At 73.7% G+C, this 16,065-nt stretch carries 13 protein-coding genes and 1 riboswitch; of the genes, 7 read left to right on the top strand and 6 right to left on the bottom strand.

The genetic code is table 11. The annotated features are described in order from the left end of the window. Nucleotide 1: 1 nt before the first annotated feature. The gene (locus NF338_RS01145; protein ID WP_087470335.1) at nt 2-265 is read right to left on the bottom strand and encodes a hypothetical protein; all 264 of its coding nucleotides are present in this window, start codon (nt 263-265) and stop codon (nt 2-4) included. A gap of 148 nt (nt 266-413) precedes the next feature. Continuing rightward, a riboswitch (SAM riboswitch) is annotated at nt 414-516 on the top strand. A 163-nt stretch (nt 517-679) separates the two neighbouring features. Here NF338_RS01145 and NF338_RS01140 point away from each other — a divergent pair. Both NF338_RS01140 and metE read left to right on the top strand, forming a co-directional pair. Next, complete coding sequence (locus NF338_RS01140) at nt 680-1,675, top strand: methylenetetrahydrofolate reductase (protein WP_087472612.1); 996 nt, start codon at nt 680-682, stop codon at nt 1,673-1,675. A gap of 32 nt (nt 1,676-1,707) precedes the next feature. After that, entirely contained in the window at nt 1,708-4,230 is a 2,523-nt protein-coding gene (gene metE / locus NF338_RS01135) for a 5-methyltetrahydropteroyltriglutamate--homocysteine S-methyltransferase (RefSeq protein WP_264029089.1), read from the top strand. 79 nt (nt 4,231-4,309) lie between these two features. Here the strand turns inward: metE and NF338_RS01130 are convergent, their stop codons facing one another. Beyond that, nucleotides 4,310-4,543 (bottom strand): hypothetical protein, encoded by a 234-nt coding sequence (locus tag NF338_RS01130; RefSeq protein ID WP_239576567.1) that lies wholly within the window; start codon nt 4,541-4,543, stop codon nt 4,310-4,312. A 20-nt stretch (nt 4,544-4,563) separates the two neighbouring features. Further along, nucleotides 4,564-4,812: a DUF2630 family protein gene (locus NF338_RS01125; protein WP_264029088.1), complete on the bottom strand. Its 249-nt coding sequence runs from the start codon at nt 4,810-4,812 to the stop codon at nt 4,564-4,566. A 77-nt stretch (nt 4,813-4,889) separates the two neighbouring features. On the opposite strand from NF338_RS01125, the gene NF338_RS01120 reads away from it, so the two are divergent. Beyond that, a complete protein-coding gene (locus NF338_RS01120) occupies nt 4,890-5,288 on the top strand; it encodes a VOC family protein (RefSeq protein WP_264029087.1) in 399 nt (132 codons plus the stop codon). Nucleotides 5,289-5,290: 2 nt separating this feature from the next. On the opposite strand, the gene atpC is transcribed toward NF338_RS01120, so the two are convergent. Further along, entirely contained in the window at nt 5,291-5,605 is a 315-nt protein-coding gene (atpC, locus tag NF338_RS01115; RefSeq protein ID WP_264029086.1) for an ATP synthase F1 subunit epsilon, read from the bottom strand. 683 nt (nt 5,606-6,288) lie between these two features. Here atpC and NF338_RS01110 point away from each other — a divergent pair. Further along, nucleotides 6,289-6,795 carry an FBP domain-containing protein gene (locus NF338_RS01110; RefSeq protein ID WP_087470339.1) on the top strand — a complete coding sequence of 169 codons (507 nt, stop codon included), beginning with the start codon at nt 6,289-6,291 and terminating at the stop codon, nt 6,793-6,795. An 8-nt stretch (nt 6,796-6,803) separates the two neighbouring features. On the opposite strand, the gene NF338_RS01105 is transcribed toward NF338_RS01110, so the two are convergent. Then, nucleotides 6,804-9,098, bottom strand: a complete 2,295-nt coding sequence (locus NF338_RS01105) for an MMPL family transporter (RefSeq protein WP_264029085.1) — start codon at nt 9,096-9,098, stop codon at nt 6,804-6,806. Between the two features lie 284 nt (nt 9,099-9,382). Further along, the gene (locus NF338_RS01100) at nt 9,383-12,706 is read right to left on the bottom strand and encodes a family 16 glycoside hydrolase (RefSeq protein WP_264029084.1); all 3,324 of its coding nucleotides are present in this window, start codon (nt 12,704-12,706) and stop codon (nt 9,383-9,385) included. A gap of 171 nt (nt 12,707-12,877) precedes the next feature. Between NF338_RS01100 and NF338_RS01095 the strand changes: the two genes are divergently transcribed. The 3 genes from NF338_RS01095 (at nt 12,878) to NF338_RS01085 (ending at nt 16,037) form a co-directional block, all read left to right on the top strand. Then, on the top strand, nt 12,878-13,834 hold the full coding sequence (locus NF338_RS01095) for a PhzF family phenazine biosynthesis protein (protein ID WP_264029083.1): 957 nt from the start codon (nt 12,878-12,880) through the stop codon (nt 13,832-13,834). Between the two features lie 27 nt (nt 13,835-13,861). Further along, nucleotides 13,862-15,160 carry an MFS transporter gene (locus NF338_RS01090; protein ID WP_264029082.1) on the top strand — a complete coding sequence of 433 codons (1,299 nt, stop codon included), beginning with the start codon at nt 13,862-13,864 and terminating at the stop codon, nt 15,158-15,160. 79 nt (nt 15,161-15,239) lie between these two features. Next, nucleotides 15,240-16,037, top strand: coding sequence for an alpha/beta hydrolase (locus NF338_RS01085; protein ID WP_264029081.1), 798 nt, complete (start codon nt 15,240-15,242; stop codon nt 16,035-16,037). Nucleotides 16,038-16,065 lie beyond the last annotated feature (28 nt).

The following is a 16,065-nucleotide window of genomic DNA, read 5'->3' as shown; positions in this document are numbered from 1 at the left end:
GTCAGATCCAGCGCGCGCCGATCTCGTCGTGGAGCTGCTGCGTCTTCTGCACGCGCAGGACGCCGTCCTCGACCGCGGCCTCCAGCCCGACCTCCCGCGCGATCGCGACGATCGCGTCGCGCTGCTCCGGGTGGTCGTCGGCGTCGCCGCCGTCCCACAGCTCGAGCCACCGGTCGGTGGGGTCGTCGCTGCCGCAGTCGGCCCACACCCGGCAGATCCGGTCGAGCTCGTCCTGCGTCATCGGGCGGGTCGGGGTGGCGTACACGGCTGGGCTCCTGGGCTCGGTGTCGGTCGGAGGGGCGCGCCTCACCCTAGACGGGGGCCATCGCTCGGGGGTCGTGCCGACACGCGCTCCGTGCGTCTCACCTGGCGGGCGCGCTCGACCGCATGTCGGATGGGTCGTAGGATCGTGGCAACCATCCAGAGCGGTCGAGAGTCCTGGCTCGACGACACCGCAGCAACCCGCCGACGGAAGCCTCCCGAGGACAAAGGTGCTAACGCCAGGGTCGATGGAGCGACTAATGGTCTCAGAGGCATCCTTCGCGCACCGTCCGGGCAGCCCGTGCCCGACGGCGGTCGCGCACGCACGCACCCCGGACGAGGCGACGTCGTGAGCGTCGCGGACGCCGTCGGGCAGGCCCACGGCGGGGCGGCACGGCCGACGGTCTCGTTCGAGCTCATGCCCCCGCGCCGCCCGGACGCGGCGCCGAAGTTCTGGGAGACGGCACGGCGACTCGTCGCGACGCACCCCGACTTCGTCTCCGTGACGTACGGCGCCGCCGGGACCGACCGCGCGACCGCGCGCCAGGTCGTCGGCCGTCTGCTCCAGGGCACGCCGGTCCTGCCGATCGCGCACCTCACGTGCGTGGGGGCGTCGCGCGAGGACGTCGAGGAGGTCATCTCCGACTTCCTCGACGAGGGCGTGCGGAGCTTCCTCGCGCTGCGGGGCGACCCGCCGCGCGACCAGCCGGACTGGCAGCCCGCGCCCGACGGCGTGCGGTCGTCGACCGAGCTCGTCGCGCTGCTCCGCGAGGTCGAGGCGTCGCGCTGCGCGGCCGACCCGGCCGCGGCGCTGCGCGGCGCGGCGCGCCCGTTGACGATCGCCGTCGCGACGTTCTGCGACGGCAACCCCGCCGCCGGCACGACGCGCACGCAGGAGGTGCGCCGCCTGTGGCAGAAGCAGCAGGCCGGCGCGAGCTTCGCGATCACGCAGCTGTTCTACGACGCGTCGTCGTACACCGACTTCGTCGCCGAGGCCCGCGCGGCCGGCGTGACGATCCCCATCCTCGCCGGGCTGCTGCCCACGACGGAGCCCGCGCGGCTCCGCCGCGTCGAGGAGCTCACGGGCGTGCGCGCGCCCCAGCACCTGCTGGACGCGCTCGACGCCCTGCCCGACCCGGAGGCGCAGCACGCCTACGGGATCGCGTACTCGGTCGACCTCGCGCAGCGCGTCCTCGACGCGGGTGCGCCCGGTCTGCACGTGTACACGTTCAACAAGCACCGCGCCGCTCTTGACCTGCTCGAGGGTGTCCACCTCGGCGGCGGGTCGGCCGGGACGGGAGGCAGCGCCAGCGCTGCCGCCGCCCCGCTCGTCCCGGACCTGGCCAGCGGGCCGTGGGTCACCGGCACCTCCCTGCCCACGACGAGCGCCGCCACGCACGGCACGCCCGTCTGACCGGTCCTCCGGACCAGCAAGAGGTTTCGATCATGGCCACTTCCGTACCCTCCCCTACCCAGATTCAGGCCGCTTCGCGAGCCGATCTCCCTGTCGGTATCGTCCTCGGCTACCCCCGCATCGGGCGTCGCCGCGAGCTCAAGAAGGCCGTCGAGGCGTTCTGGGCCGGGCGCACGAGCGCCGACGAGCTCGAGGCCACGGCCCGCGAGCTGCGCCTCGCGACCGTGCGCCGGCTCGTCGAACTCGGCCTCGGTGCCGACGACGCGTCGGTCCCCGGCTCGTTCTCCTTCTACGACCAGGTGCTCGACGTCGCCGCCTCCCTCGGGGCGGTCCCGTCGCGGTTCGCGTCGCTCCTCGGCACCGGCCAGGACGGCACCGGTCGCCTCGACCTCGCGGGCTACTTCACCGTCGCGCGCGGCCAGGGCGACGACGCCCCGCTCGAGATGACCAAGTGGTTCGACACGAACTACCACTACCTCGTGCCCGAGATCGGCCCGGACACCCCGATCCGGTTCGTCGACGACCGCGTCGTGCGCGAGTTCGTCGAGGCGAAGGAGGCGGGCGTCGTGACGCGGCCCGTCGTCGTCGGGCCGGTGACGTTCCTCGCGCTCTCCAAGGCCGCCGACGACGCCCCCGCGGGCTACTCGCCGCTCGACCGCCTGGACGACGTCGTCGCCGCCTACGCCGACCTGCTGCGCGCGCTCGCCGCGGCCGGCGCCCCGTGGGTCCAGCTCGACGAGCCGATCCTCGTCACCGACTCGGTCGACGTGCCGTTCACGGAGCTCGCGGCAGCGGTGGAGTCGGCCTACCGCACCCTCGCGACCGACCTCCGCCCGGTGCCGAACCCGGGGTCGCTCCCCACGGAGACCTCCGGGTCGGGAGAGATCCCGGGTTCGGCCAAGGACGCGCGGCCCGCGATCCTCGTCGCCACGCCGTTCGGCGGGCTGCAGGCCAGGCCCGAGACCGACGGCGACGACGCGCGGGACGGGCTTGCGCTCCTCGCGGGCACCGACGTGGAGGCGATCGCGATCGACCTCGTCAAGGGCGCCGTCCCGACGGCGGCCGACGGCGGCGTCCCCGGTCTCGCGAGCAAGACGCTCGTCACGGGCGTGATCGACGGGCACAACGTGTGGCGCGCGGACCTCGCGGCGAAGCTCGAGGTCGTCGAGGCCGTCGAGGGCCTGGGTGCGGGCGCGGTCGTCGTCGGGACGTCGACGTCGCTGCTGCACGTGCCGCACGACGTGGAGGACGAGACGTTCGCCGAGGCGGGGACGGCGTCGGGCACGACGCTCGACCCGCGCCTGCGCGACTGGCTCGCGTTCGCGGACCAGAAGGTCGGCGAGGTCGCGACGCTCGCCCGCGCGCTGACCGAGGGTCGCGACGCCGTCGCGGCGGAGATCGAGGCGTCCCGCGCGGCGGTGGCGTCACGCGTCGCGGCGACCGGCGTCGTCGTGCCGGCGGTGCGCGAGCGCGCCGCCGCGCTGACTGAGGCGGACTTCGCGCGCGGCGCGTACGCCGAGCGCGCGGCCGCGCAGCAGGAGCGCCTCAACCTGCCGCCGCTGCCCACGACGACGATCGGCTCGTTCCCGCAGACCCCGGAGATCCGCCGCGCCCGCGCGCTGTGGACGAAGGGCGAGCTCGCGGACGCGGACTACACGACCGCGATGCGCGAGGAGATCGCGCGCGTGGTCGCGCTCCAGGAGGAGCTGGGCCTCGACGTGCTCGTGCACGGCGAGCCCGAGCGCAACGACATGGTGCAGTACTTCGCGGAGCACCTCGACGGGTTCGCGGTCACGGCGAACGGCTGGGTGCAGTCGTACGGGTCGCGCTGCGTGCGCCCGCCGATCCTGTGGGGCGACGTGACGCGCCCGGCGCCGATCACGGTCGAGTGGTCGTCGTACACGGCATCGCTCACCGAGAAGCCCGTCAAGGGCATGCTCACCGGACCGGTGACGATCCTCGCGTGGTCGTTCGTGCGCGACGACCAGCCGCTCGGCGACACCGCGAACCAGGTGGGCCTCGCGCTGCGCGACGAGATCGCGGACCTGGAGGCCGCGGGCATCGGGATCGTGCAGGTCGACGAGCCCGCGCTGCGCGAGCTGCTGCCGCTGCGCAAGGCCGACCAGCCCGCGTACCTCGACTGGTCGGTCGGCTCGTTCCGGCTCGCGACGTCCGGCGTGGAGGCGGCGACGCAGATCCACACGCACCTGTGCTACTCGGAGTTCGGCGAGGTCATCGGCGCGATCGACGGCCTCGACGCCGACGTGACGTCGGTCGAGGCGGCGCGCTCGCGCATGGAGATCGTGCCGGAGCTGCGCGACGCCGGGTACGCGCGCGGCATCGGGCCGGGCGTCTACGACATCCACAGCCCGCGCGTGCCCTCCGCCGAGGAGGTCACGGAGCTGCTGGAGCTCGCCGTGAAGTCGATCGACCCGACGGTCGTGTGGGTCAACCCCGACTGCGGCCTCAAGACCCGCCGCTACGAGGAGACCGTGCCGTCCCTCGAGCACCTCGTCGCCGCGGCGCTTGCGGTCCGCGCGACCCTCGCGCAGTAGTACCGCAGTCCGCGAGGTAGTACCGGGGTCCTGACCCGGTACTACCTCGCGTGACCGGAGCACTACGTCAGCGGGTGGGTCAGCGCTCCGCGGCGCCCGACATCGGGAGGGCGAACGCGAGCGTGCAGGCGGCGAGGCCGCCGACGAACAGCCACACGCCGCCGTCCACACCCGACATGCCCGAGCCCATGAGCACGAGCCCGCCCACGAACAGCGCGAAGGCGACGACGAACCGGGCGACGGCGCCCGCACGGTCCGCGACGTCGCGCCCCTCGGTGCCGGTGGGGATCTGCTGCGTGTCCTGCGTGCTCACAAGGGCTCCTTCGGTGCGGGTCAGTCCAGGTACCCCTCCACGGTACCGGGGTCGCGCACGGTCGCGGCATCCGGGTCGCTCTCGAACTCGCGGGCCGCGTCGCGCTGGCGCAGCAGGTCCCAGCACTGGTCGAGCTCCACCTCGATCGCGCGCAGCCGCTCGTGCTCCTGCCCACCGGTGATCTCGCCGTGCGCGAGCTGCTCGCGGAGCTCGCGCTCCTGCGCCACGAGGTCGCCGATCGTCCTGCGGATGCCGCCGTCGCTGGTCATGCGCACCACGGTATGCCCGACGGCGCACGCGCGCCCGGGCGGTCGGGCGGCACGTCCGACGTCCTAGGCTCGGGCCCATGACGACGACGATCGGCCGCACCGTCCTGCTGTGCCACGACCTCGACGCGAGCGCCGCGTTCTGGGCGGACGGGTTCGGGTTCGGGACGCTGTTCCGCGGCGAGACGGACGGCTTCCCGCTGCTGCACGTCGGACCGGGTCGCGTCGACGAGCCCGGGCTGTGGCTCGTCCCGCTCCCCGCGGGCGGCGCGCCCCTCGTGCGCCACGGGCTGCCGAACCTCGTGCTCTACGTCGACGACCTCGACGCGACCCTCGCGCGGCTCGCCGCCGTGGGGGTCGAGCCGTTCGTCGGGCCGGACGCCGACGCCGACTCCGGGGACCGGTTCGCGCACGTCCACGACCCCGACGGGCACCGGATCGTCGTCGTGCAGCTCGGCCCGACGGCCGACCCCGCGTAGGGCTACCGCGCCTGCACCCAGGTCGCGTCGTCGGCGAGGATCGTCACCTCGTCGTCGTCGACCACGACGAAGCCGCCGCCGATGCGCAGCTCCGCCGTCGGGCTGTCGGGCGTGCGCAGCCGCACGCGCCCGGCCTTCAAGGTCGCCGCGACGGGCTGGTGCCGCGCGAGGATCCCCAGGGTCCCGGACACCGACGGCACCGTGACGCTGCGCGCCCGCCCCGACCAGAAGACCCCGGACGGCACCACCACCTCGACGGACACCAGGCGCTCCTCCACCGGTGCGGCGGTCTCGGACGGTGACGGCGCGACGGGCACGGAGGATCCTCCTCGACGACGGATGGCGGAGCCTCCGAGTCTCGCGCCCGAGACCGTCCGAACCGGACGCCTTTCGTCCCGTTCCGGACGCCAGAGGTCACCGGGCGCGGCCCGCGGTGCCGAACCCGGGGTCGCTCCCCATGCGAGGCGCACCCTGGGGAAGAACCCCGGGCTCGGCGGCCGGACGGCGTCGCGCGAGCGGAATCACGTTGACGGGGGCGGTGTGCGGGGCGCACCATCGAAGGTGACGGTTGCCGAGGGCAGCCGTTCGTCGTGCCGGACGGGCACGACCACGGATCAGGTCGCGCCGGACGGCGCACCGCACGGGACGAGGAGACGCGGATGCACGGCACCGCAGGCTGCGAGGTGGCCATGGCGGCCTGCTCGGGCGCTCTCCCCTCCCGCACCGTCACCCGCTGAGCTCTTCGGCCCGACGTCGACTCCGGCGTCTCACCTCGTGCGAGTGGTGGCTGTCCGTCGCCGCACGGACCCCAGCACGACCGATGCTCAGCACTCAGCGGGTTCCGACGACGGTGCGGGCATGCCGTCATCCCCGCCTTCCCCGCCCCGACCGGGCGGCGCCGTCGTGCGGCCACCGCGACCCCGCGTCGTCGGCCGACCGACTGCGCCGCAGCACGCCGTCGGGCAGGGTGGGACCGTACCGACACGGAAGCCGTGAACCCATGATCCCCCTGACCGAGAAGCAGATCCGCGCGTCGTTCGTCAACGCCTCCAAGCGGGAGGCCGCGCAGGCGACCCTCCCCGACCTCGACACGCTCGACTGGGACCGCCTCGACTACCTCGGGTGGCGCGACCGCAAGGCGCCGCTGCTCGCGTACGCCGTCGTCGTGGTCGACGGCGAGCCGCGCGGCATCCTGCTGCGCTCCACGGACGCCAAGACGGGCGGCATGCGCAAGCGTGCCGTGTGCGCGTGGTGCGAGGACGTCGTCGTGACGGACGACGTCAGTCTCTACGTCGCCCGTCGCGCCGGAGCCTCCGGGCGCCGCGGCAACACCGTCGGCACCCTCATCTGCACGCAGTTCCTCTGCTCGCAGAACGTGCGCCGCACCCCGACCCGCAGCGAGATCGGCGACGACGAGTCGATGCGCGAGCTGTTCGTCGAGCTCCGCGTCGACGGCCTCCGCGAGCGCTCCGCCCGCTTCGTCACCGAGGTCATGCGCGACGCCTGACCAGCTTTCTACCTCGGCGGACCGGAAGGTGAGGCGGAAGACGAGGGCGAGGGCGGAGCGGGGGTGTGGCGGGTCGTGGTGGGCGATGAATGCTCAGCCGGGAGCGGCGAGGACGAGCGGCGGATGGAAGACCCGCCACGCCCCCGCGGAGCCTTCGCCCGGGCTGAACCCTCGGAACCGTCCCGCCACGACGGCCACCAGTTCCATCGCCCGAGAAGCGTCATGGTCGCCGGGAGCAGGAGCCCGCGCACGACGGTCACGTCGAGCAGCACGGCGACGGCCATGCCGACGCCGACCTCCTTCATCGCGACGAGCTCGCCCGCCGCGAAGCCGAGGAACACGATGCCGATGGCGACGGCGGCCGTCGTGACGACCGGGCCGGTCGCGGTGATGCCGCGGAGCACGGCCCGGTCGTTGGCGGCGCGCGGGTCCTCCCCCGGCGTGCGGGCGCGCCACTCCTCGGACGTGCGCGCGAGGAGGAACACCTCGTAGTCGGTGGACAGGCCGAACACGAGCATGCCGATGAGCAGGGGCGTCGTGACGTCGAGCGCGCCCCACGGCTCGAACCCGAGGAGCGAGGCGCCGACGCCGTGCTGGAACACCGAGACGAGCACGCCGAGCGTCGCGGCGAGCGTGAGCAGGTTGAGCACGAGCGCCTTGAGCGGGACGACGAGCGAGCCGGTGAGCAGGAAGAGGAGCGCGAACGTCGCGAGCACGACGACGCCCGCGGCGAGCGGGAGGCGCTGCGCGAGGTGCTCCTGGGTGTCGACGACCTCGGCGGCCGGGCCGGCGACGTGCACGTCGAGGTCGCCGGTGTCGATCGCGCGGATCGCGCGCAGCAGGTCCTGGGCCTCGGCGGCGGTCGCGTCGCCGCCCTCGCCGACGTCGGGGGTGACGTCGACGACGAGGACCTCGGGCGGGTAGTCGGTGTCCTGCATCGCGTCCTCGACGCCGGGCAGGGCCGCGACGCGGTCGAGGTAGGCGGACGCGGCCTCGTCACCGCGGGGCGCCTCGACGAGCACGGTGATCGGGGTGACGCCGAGGTCGGCGAAGCGCGAGGTGGACGCGTCGGCGGCGAGCCGCGCCTCGGCGTCGGCGGGCAGGGAGTGGACCTCGGAGCTGCCGAGCGTCATCGAGCCGAGCGGCGCGGCGAGCGCGAGCAGGAGGGCCGTCGCGCCGAGCGTGACGAGCACGGCGTGCCGCTGGGCGGTGCGCGCGAGGCGGCCGAGCGTCCCGGCGCCACCACGCCCGGTCCACGGGTGGGACCAGGTGCGGGCGCCTGGGGCGGGGATGGCGCGGTGCCACGTCGCGACGAGCGCGGGCACGAGCGTGAGCCCGGCGGCGGTCGCGACGAGCACGACGATCGCGCCTCCGACGGCCATGCCGGAGAGCAGCGAGTCGCCGAGCAGGAGCAGGCCGGTCAGGGCGATCGCGACGGCGAGCCCCGACGCGAGCACGGCGCGTCCGGCCGTCGCGAGCGTGCGCCCGACGAGCTCGCCGAGCGGGAGGCCCGGGTTCTCGGCACGCTCCTCGCGGAAGCGCGCCAGGACGAGCAGGGAGTAGTCGACCGTGAGCCCGAGGCCGAGCAGCGTCACGACGTTCACGGCGAACTCGTTGACGGGGACGACCCCCAGCAGGCCGCTCAGCACGAGGAGGGCGACCGCGATGGCGGCGAGCGCGGAGAGCAGCGGGACCAGGCCCGCGCGCAGGCCGCCGAGGACGACGACGAGCACGATCAGCAGGACGGCGATCGCGGCGCCCTCGCCCACCGCGGCGTCGGTGATCGCCTGGTCGACGAACGCCTCCTCCGCGAGGAGCGCGCCCCCGACGAGGACCTCGGGGGTGTCGACGGTGTGGAGCGCGTCGGCAACCTGGTGCGCCAGGGCGAGCGCGTCGTCGTCGGACAGCGCGGGGTCGAGCTCGACGATCACGAGCGAGCCCTGGCCGTCGTCGGCGATGAGGCCGCCGCCGGTGTAGGCGTCGAACACCTCGACGACGCCCGGCATCGCACGGATGGAGTGCATCACGTCGCTCGCCTGGGCGATCAGCTCCGTGGAGAAGTAGTCGCGCCCGGACAGGACGGCGACGACGGTCTCGCCCTCGGGCGAGAGCTCGTCGAGGCGCTCGGCCGCGAGGGCGGAGGCGCTGCCGGGCGGCGCGGGCTCGACGTCGGTGGTCTTGTCGAAGACGGCGCCGCCGAGCACCGCGCCGAGGACGAGGAGGACCGCCCAGACCCCGAGGACGACACCGCGGCGGCGCGCGGCGAACCGTCCGGTCCGGTGCAGGAGGCGTCCGAGCGCCATGGGCAGTCCTCCTCGTCGAGGGACGTCGTGCGGAGAGAGTCGCGCAGGGCCGTACCAGGGTTCGTGCTGGCCGCGCGAGTCCGCGAGGCCGGGGGGTGAGGTGAGCACCCTACGCGAGGGTGGGAGCGCCGTCGGACCACGCTCCGCCCGTGCGAAGGGCGCACCTCGGGATCACCGAGGTGGAGAAGGGGTGAGACGGGACGGGCGGGGACGGCTCGTGCTGCCGCCCCCGCCCGGTCCGTCCCGGGGCGGACGGCTCACGCCGCCCGCCCCGGGGTCTCACGTCAGCCGCAGCTCGCGGCCTCGTAGGCGACGTCCGCCTGGAACGTCAGGTCGCCACCCGTCGCGGCCACCTGGGCGGTGCCCGCGTCGACCGAGGCCGAGCGCGTCGCGAACGACTGGTACGCGGAGGCACCCGGCTGGACGCCGGTCACCGTCTTCGTCCCGAAGGGCGTCGTCAGCGTGATGTCCGCCGGCACCGTGTCGTCGTTCGTGGCACGGACCGCGACGTAGACCTTGCCCGCCATGCAGCGGGTCTGGACCGTCGTCGAGATCGCGAGCTCCTCGACCGGCTCGTCGGTCAGCTCCTTGAACCGGATGTTCCGGTAGTTGACCATCTCGCCGTTGCCGTGGTTCTGGATGCCGACGAAGCTGTTCACCAGTCGCGCGGGGTCGGTGCTCGTGAAGTCGTTGACGAGCACGTCGTTGAGGTAGATGCGGATGCGGTCACCCTCGACCCGGATGTCGTACGCGTTCCACTGCCCGACCGGCTTGAGGGCAGCGTCACGGGCTGCCTCGTCGGCGCCCTGGAACGTGTAGACCGCGCCGGTGGTGCGGTCGTCGGCGTCCGTCGCGTCGATCTGGATCTCGTAGCCCTTGTTGACGGCCACCCACGGGTCGTCGCCCGGGTTCGGGAACCCGACGAACACGCCGCCGTTGTCGTCCTTCGTGAGCTTCCAGTCGAGCTTCAGGCTGTAGCTGTCACCGAGCTCCTGGTCGTACCAGAGCAGGCCCATGCCACCCGCACCGCGGATCGAGCAGTCGTCCTGACGGCCGAAGCCACCCGGACCGGCCATGCGCCAGCCCTCCTGCAGGCTCGCGAGGGTGCCGTCGTAGATCGCGGTGTAGCCGTCCTCGACCTCACCCGGGCTGCAGATGTCCGGGTTCTCGCCGATCGACAGGACGTCGAGGTTGATGTTGCCCTCGTCGCCGGTCTCGTACGCGAGCGTGATGGTGTTGACTCCGGCCTGGAGCTCGAGGTTGCGCGTCAGCACACCCCAGTCCTTCCAGCTGCCCGTCGTGGGGAAGTTCCACTGACCGAGGTCCTGGCCGTTCACGTGCAGCGAGACGTTCTTCGCGCGCAGCGTCGTGTACGGGTGGATGCCGTTGGCGTAGCGCACGTTGACCGGGTAGGTGCCCGCCTCGGGGACGGTCACGGAGAACGTGCGACCGGCGCCGACGCTCGTCATGCCCGCGGCGAAGCCGGAGCCCGAGTAGTTGCTGTGGTCCGAGCCGATGCTCGAGCTGCCGAGGGGCTGCGCGAGCTCCGCCTCGTACCAGCCGCGGTCGGCCGGGGCGACGTAGCCGGGGAGCGAGTTGAGCGTGTACCAGGCCTCGGTGCTGAGGAGCTCGGTGCCCTCCGCGGACGCGAACGGGCGCGGCGAGCGGATGTAGACGACGTGGCCGGGCTTGAGACCGTCGATCTTCAGCGTGACGGTCGTGCGGTCCTCGGACACCGTCGCGTCGGTGACGAAGAGGGGCTCCTCGTCGACCTTCGGGCCGCCGTACTGCTGCGTCGGCACGTAGCGCCACTGCTTGACCTGGTACGCGTCGGCGAGCTTCTCGACGACCTCGTCGGACACCGGGTCGGTGTACTCGATCTCGAAGCCGCCCTCGACCACGCGCATCTCCTTCATGTCGAAGGAGTCCTCGTTGACGGGCACGAGCTTCTGGAGGCCGAACCGGAGCTTGCCGGACTCGCCCCAGTTGCCGCCCTCACCGGTGCCGCCGACGTAGATCGCGCCGTCGGGCCCGTAGATGGTGCGGTTGGCGCCGACCTCGAGGCCCGCGGTGTGGCGGAAGACCGCACCCTGGAACTCGCCGTCGACCTTCTCGAGGAACGTGCGCTGGATGCCGCCGTACGTGACGTCGCCGACGAGCATCTGGCCGGCGAACTCGCCGTCCTGGATGAGGACCGGGTTGCCCGGGGAGTTGGCGATCTCGTTCTGCGGGAGCCACACGGCCGGCGGCGACACGGGGTTCGCGTCGAACAGCCCCGCGGGGTTCGTGTAGTGGTTGAAGAACTTGTCCTGCTCGATGTGGACCAGCTTGTTCGCCGGGAGCCACGCGCCCTGGTTGTCCGTCCCGAAGATCGCGCCCTCGGGGCCGAAGCCGATGCCGTTGGGCGTGCGCAGGCCGCCCGCCACGTACGTGACCTCGCCCGTCTCGCGGTCGATCTTGATCGACGTGCCACGGTTCTGGCCGGGCTGCGGGTTGGTCGTCGCGCCGCCGTTGTCGATGGCGACGGAGAGGTTGACGTAGAAGTAGTCCTCGTCGTGGATCAGGCCGAACGCGAACTCGTGGAAGTTGCCGCCGTCGGGCCACTCCGCGATCTTCGTGTGCGTGTCGTAGAAGCCGTCGCCGTCAGGGTCCGTGAGCTGCGTGAGCTGGTACCGCTCCGAGACGAAGATCGAGTCCTCGACGACCTCGATGCCCATCGGGTTGAGCAGCTCGTCCGCGACCAGGGTCGCCGTGACGTCCTCGGGGCCGTCCGCGCCCACGACGCCGTCGAGGAGGTACACCTCGCCGGACACGGGGTCGGGTCGCCAGCCGCCGGAGCTGACCTCGCCCGTCGTCACGACGGCGAGCTTCTCGTCCGGCGTGAACGCCAGACCCGAGACCTTGGGCTCGAAGCCCGCGGGGCGCAGGTCGACGAGGTCGTAGTTGGGGTTGACCGCGTCCAGACGCAGGCCGTCGCCGGCCGTGTCGGTGGCGCCCTCGCAGTACTTGTAGCCGGGCGCGGTCACGCGCACGACGCCTGCCTCGGTGCTGAGCGCCGACGTCGGGATGACCTCGAACGTCGAGCTGCCCGGCGTCTTCCAGGCGAGCGTGAGGCGCTGCTTGTCGCTGCCCTCGTAGTAGTCGACCCGCAGGTCGTGCACGCCCGCCGTGAGGGTCGCGGCGCCCTCGACGGAGGTCGAGTCGTTCGGGCCGTCGTTCTCGACGACGAGCTGGCCGTCGATGTAGACGAGGGCACCGTCGTCGTTGGTGACGCGGAACTGGTACTGGCCGTCGGCGGGGACGTGCAGGTTGGCGAGCGCCTGCGAGATGAAGTTGTCCTCCGCGCCGAACTGCTCGGCGGTCGACCAGTCGATCGTCGGCATGAGCTTGTCGACGTTGGGGGTCTGGCCGGACTTGAGGGTGCAGACAGACCCGGGGTTCTGCGCGAGCTGGAAGGTGCGCAGCGTGACGCCGGGCTCCTGCTCGGGGAGGTCGGCGGCGGCGGGGACGGCCCAGCCCGCGACGACCAGGGCGCCGAGGGAGAGGGCGGCCGCGCCGCGTCGGTACCTGATCCGGCGGGACACCGGCAGGCTGGTGCGTTCGAGCATCGTTGCTCCCTTAATACTCGGTCGGACTTCGAGTCCACGGAGCGTAACCCCTGCCCGGCTCCGTCGATGACAACGCTGGACAGGCTAGCCCTCGTTCTATCGATGTGTCTACAACTTCCGACTTACGATCGACAAAAGTGCTCTGGCCTGCCCGGACGTACGCTCAGAGGTATGAGCGCACGCCACGGCGACATCGCCGACAGCACCGCGTCCCGGCCGTTCGCGCAGGTCGACGTGTTCACCGAGACCCCGACCCTCGGCAATCCCGTCGCGGTCGTGCTCGACGGCGACGGGCTCACCGACGAGCAGATGGCCTCGTTCGCCCGCTGGACGAACCTCTCGGAGACGACATTCCTCCTCCCGCCCAGCAGCGAGGGTGCGGCCGGCGGCGCCGACTACCGCCTGCGGATTTTCACCCCCGGCGGCGAGCTGCCCTTCGCCGGGCACCCGACGCTCGGCTCCTGCCACGCGTGGCTCGAGGCCGGCGGGGAGCCCCGGGCGAGCGACGTCGTCGTGCAGGAGTGCGGCGTCGGCCTGGTGACGATCCGGCGCGAGCCGCCGGTCACCGCCGGGCCGGACGGCGAGGCGGACGAGGGGACGTCCGCGACCGGCCGGATCGCGTTCGCCGCGCCCGACCTGCTCGCCGACGAGCCGGTCCCGGCCGGCGACCTCGCGGCGATCGTCGCCGCGCTCGGCGTCCCCGACGACGCCGTGCTCGACCACCGCGTCCTCGACAACGGGCCGGGCTGGCGCGTCGTGCTGCTCGACTCCGCCGACCGCGTCGCCGGGCTCGCGCCCGACTGGTCGCGGCTGCGCGTCGAGCACCCCGACCTCTCCGTCGGCGTCGCCGGGCTGTACGCCGACGACGGCGGGCCCGACGGCGCGGCGGTCGAGGTCCGCGGGTTCGCGCTCGCCATGGGCATCCCCGAGGACCCCGTCACCGGGAGCCTCAACGCCGTCGTCGGGCAGTGGCTCGTGCGCGACGGCCGCCTCCCCGACCGCTACGTCGCGACCCAGGGCGCGGCGCTCGGTCGCGCCGGGCGCGTGCACGTCGAGCGCGACGGCTCCGGGACGGTCTGGGTGGGCGGCGCGAGCGTCACGTGCGTCGCGGGGACCGTCCGGCTCTGACCTCGGCCGGTCCGTAGACTGGGGCAAGTGTCAACAACCCCACCAGTTTCCGGGTCCGACCGCGCCCTGACGGACCGCGCGGTCGTCTCGCGCGCCCGCTGGGCGCTCATGGTGCAGTTCGGGCTGTTCGGGGTCATCGGCGCGTCGTGGATGAGCCGCCTGCCCTCGGTCCGCGAGGCGCTGGGGATCACCGCGAGCCAGCTCGGCCTGCTGCTCGTCGTCGGCGGCCTGGGCTCGCTCGTGTCCGTGGTGTCCGCGGGCGCGGTCGTGGCACGGTTCGGGAGCCGCACGACGCTCGTCGTCGCGACCGTGGGGAACGTCGTCGGGTTCGGGCTGGTCGCTCTCGGCACCGGGACGGGGGGCGTCGTCCTCTTCGCGGCCGGCGCGTTCCTCAACGGCGTGTGCGGCGCCCTGACCAACGTGCCGATCAACATCTGCGCCGCGTCCGTCGAGCAGCACGTCGGGCGGGCGATCCTGCCCCACTTCCACGCCGCGTTCTCCATCGGCGCCGCGTGCGGCGCCCTCGTCGCCGCCGTGTTCTCGTGGGCGCACGTCGGCATCACCGCGCAGATCCTCGTCGTGACGCTCGCCGTCACGGTGACGCGCGCCGTCCTCATCGCCCCCGCGACCGCGCTCGCTCCCGACCGGGTCGACGACGGCGCCGCGCCCTCGGCCGCCACCTCTCCCCGCCGCGGGGCCGGGGTGCGCGCCGCGCTCGCCGCGTGGCGCGAGCCGCGCACGCTCCTCATCGGGCTCGTGCTGCTCGCGTCGTCGCTGTCGGAGGGGTCGGCGGGCAACTGGCTCTCCATCGCCGTCGTCGACGGGTTCGAGGTGCGCGAGGCGCTCGGCGCGGTCGCGTACGGCACGTTCGTCGGCGCGATGACGGTGTTCCGGTTCGCCGGGACGGGTCTCATCGACCGGTTCGGGCGCGTGTCGGTGCTGCGTGCGTCGGGCGTCTCGGCGCTCGTCGGGCTGCTCGTCTTCGGCCTCGCGCCGAGCCTCCCGCTCGCGTGGGTCGGGATCGTGCTGTGGGGCTGCGGCGCGGCGCTCGCCAACCCCGTCGCCATCGCCGCGGCGTCCGACGACCCCGCCCACGCCGCGCCGCGCGTCGCGGTCGCGACGTCGTTCTCGACCGTCGCGATGCTCACCGCGCCGCCGCTGCTCGGCCTGATGGTCGACCAGGTCGGGGCACGGCACATGCTCCTCGTGATCTGCGCCGCGACCGTCCTGTCGCTCGCCGTGGCAGGCCAGGTGCGCCCGCTCCCCCGCCCGGCGCCCCGGCCCGTGGCCGCGGTGCCCGTCGAGGACCCCGAGCCCACGAGGTAGCACCCCGGCTCCACGAGGGAGCGCCGTGGTCCTCCCGCCTCGGCCCGCGACGTCGGGCGCGATGACCGAGAATCGGCCCGTGGAGCTCACCGAGAAGGTCGCGACGCTGCGACGCGAGGCGCGCGAGCGCGCCCTGGCCCGGCCTCGGCACCCGTTCGTGGGGACGGTCCGGGACGAGGCGCGCGACGGCGTCGGGCTGCGCCGCTACGTGCCCAGGGACCACGACGCCGAGGTCGCGGTCGTGTTCCTGCACGGCGGGTACGGGCTGTTCGGGGACCTGGAGCTGCAGGACGCCTCGTGCCGCCGCGTCGCGACGGCGCTCGCGGCGCCGGTGGTCTCGGTCGACTACCGGCTCGCGCCCGAGGGCACGCTCGCCGAGGCGGCCGGGGACGCGCTCGTCGCGCTCGCGCTCCTCGCCGCGGAGGGCGTCGGGCGCCTCGCCCTGTTCGGCGACTCGGCGGGCGGGGCGGTCGCCGTCGCCGCCGCGCACCGGGCGCACGGCACGCCGCTCGCCCCGGCATGGCTGGCGCTGACGAACCCCAATCTCGACCTCACGCTCGCATCGTTCGACCCGGACCGCCCGGGCGGGCCCGACGCCGCGCTGTCCGCGGAGTCGTTCCGCGCCTGGACCCGGGTCGAGGACCTCGCGGACGCGCCGCGACTCGACCTCGACGCGTCGGGGCTGCCGCCGACGTTCCTCGCGGTCGGGGACCAGGACGCACTGCTCCCCGAGGCGCGCACGCTCGCCGCGGCGTGCGCGCGCGACGGCGTCCGGTGCGAGCTCGTCGAGGTGCCCGGCGCGAGCCACGGGTTCCTCGGCGGCGACGCAGCGCCCGGGGTCCTCGCGGACCTCCGGGCGTTCGCCCGCGACGTCTGACCACGCACGAGGGCCCCCGCCCGCGCAG

The organism is Cellulosimicrobium sp. SH8 (genome assembly GCF_025818875.1).
Classification (GTDB): domain Bacteria; phylum Actinomycetota; class Actinomycetes; order Actinomycetales; family Cellulomonadaceae; genus Cellulosimicrobium; species Cellulosimicrobium cellulans_D.
This window is presented reverse-complemented; position numbering and strand designations above follow the sequence as displayed.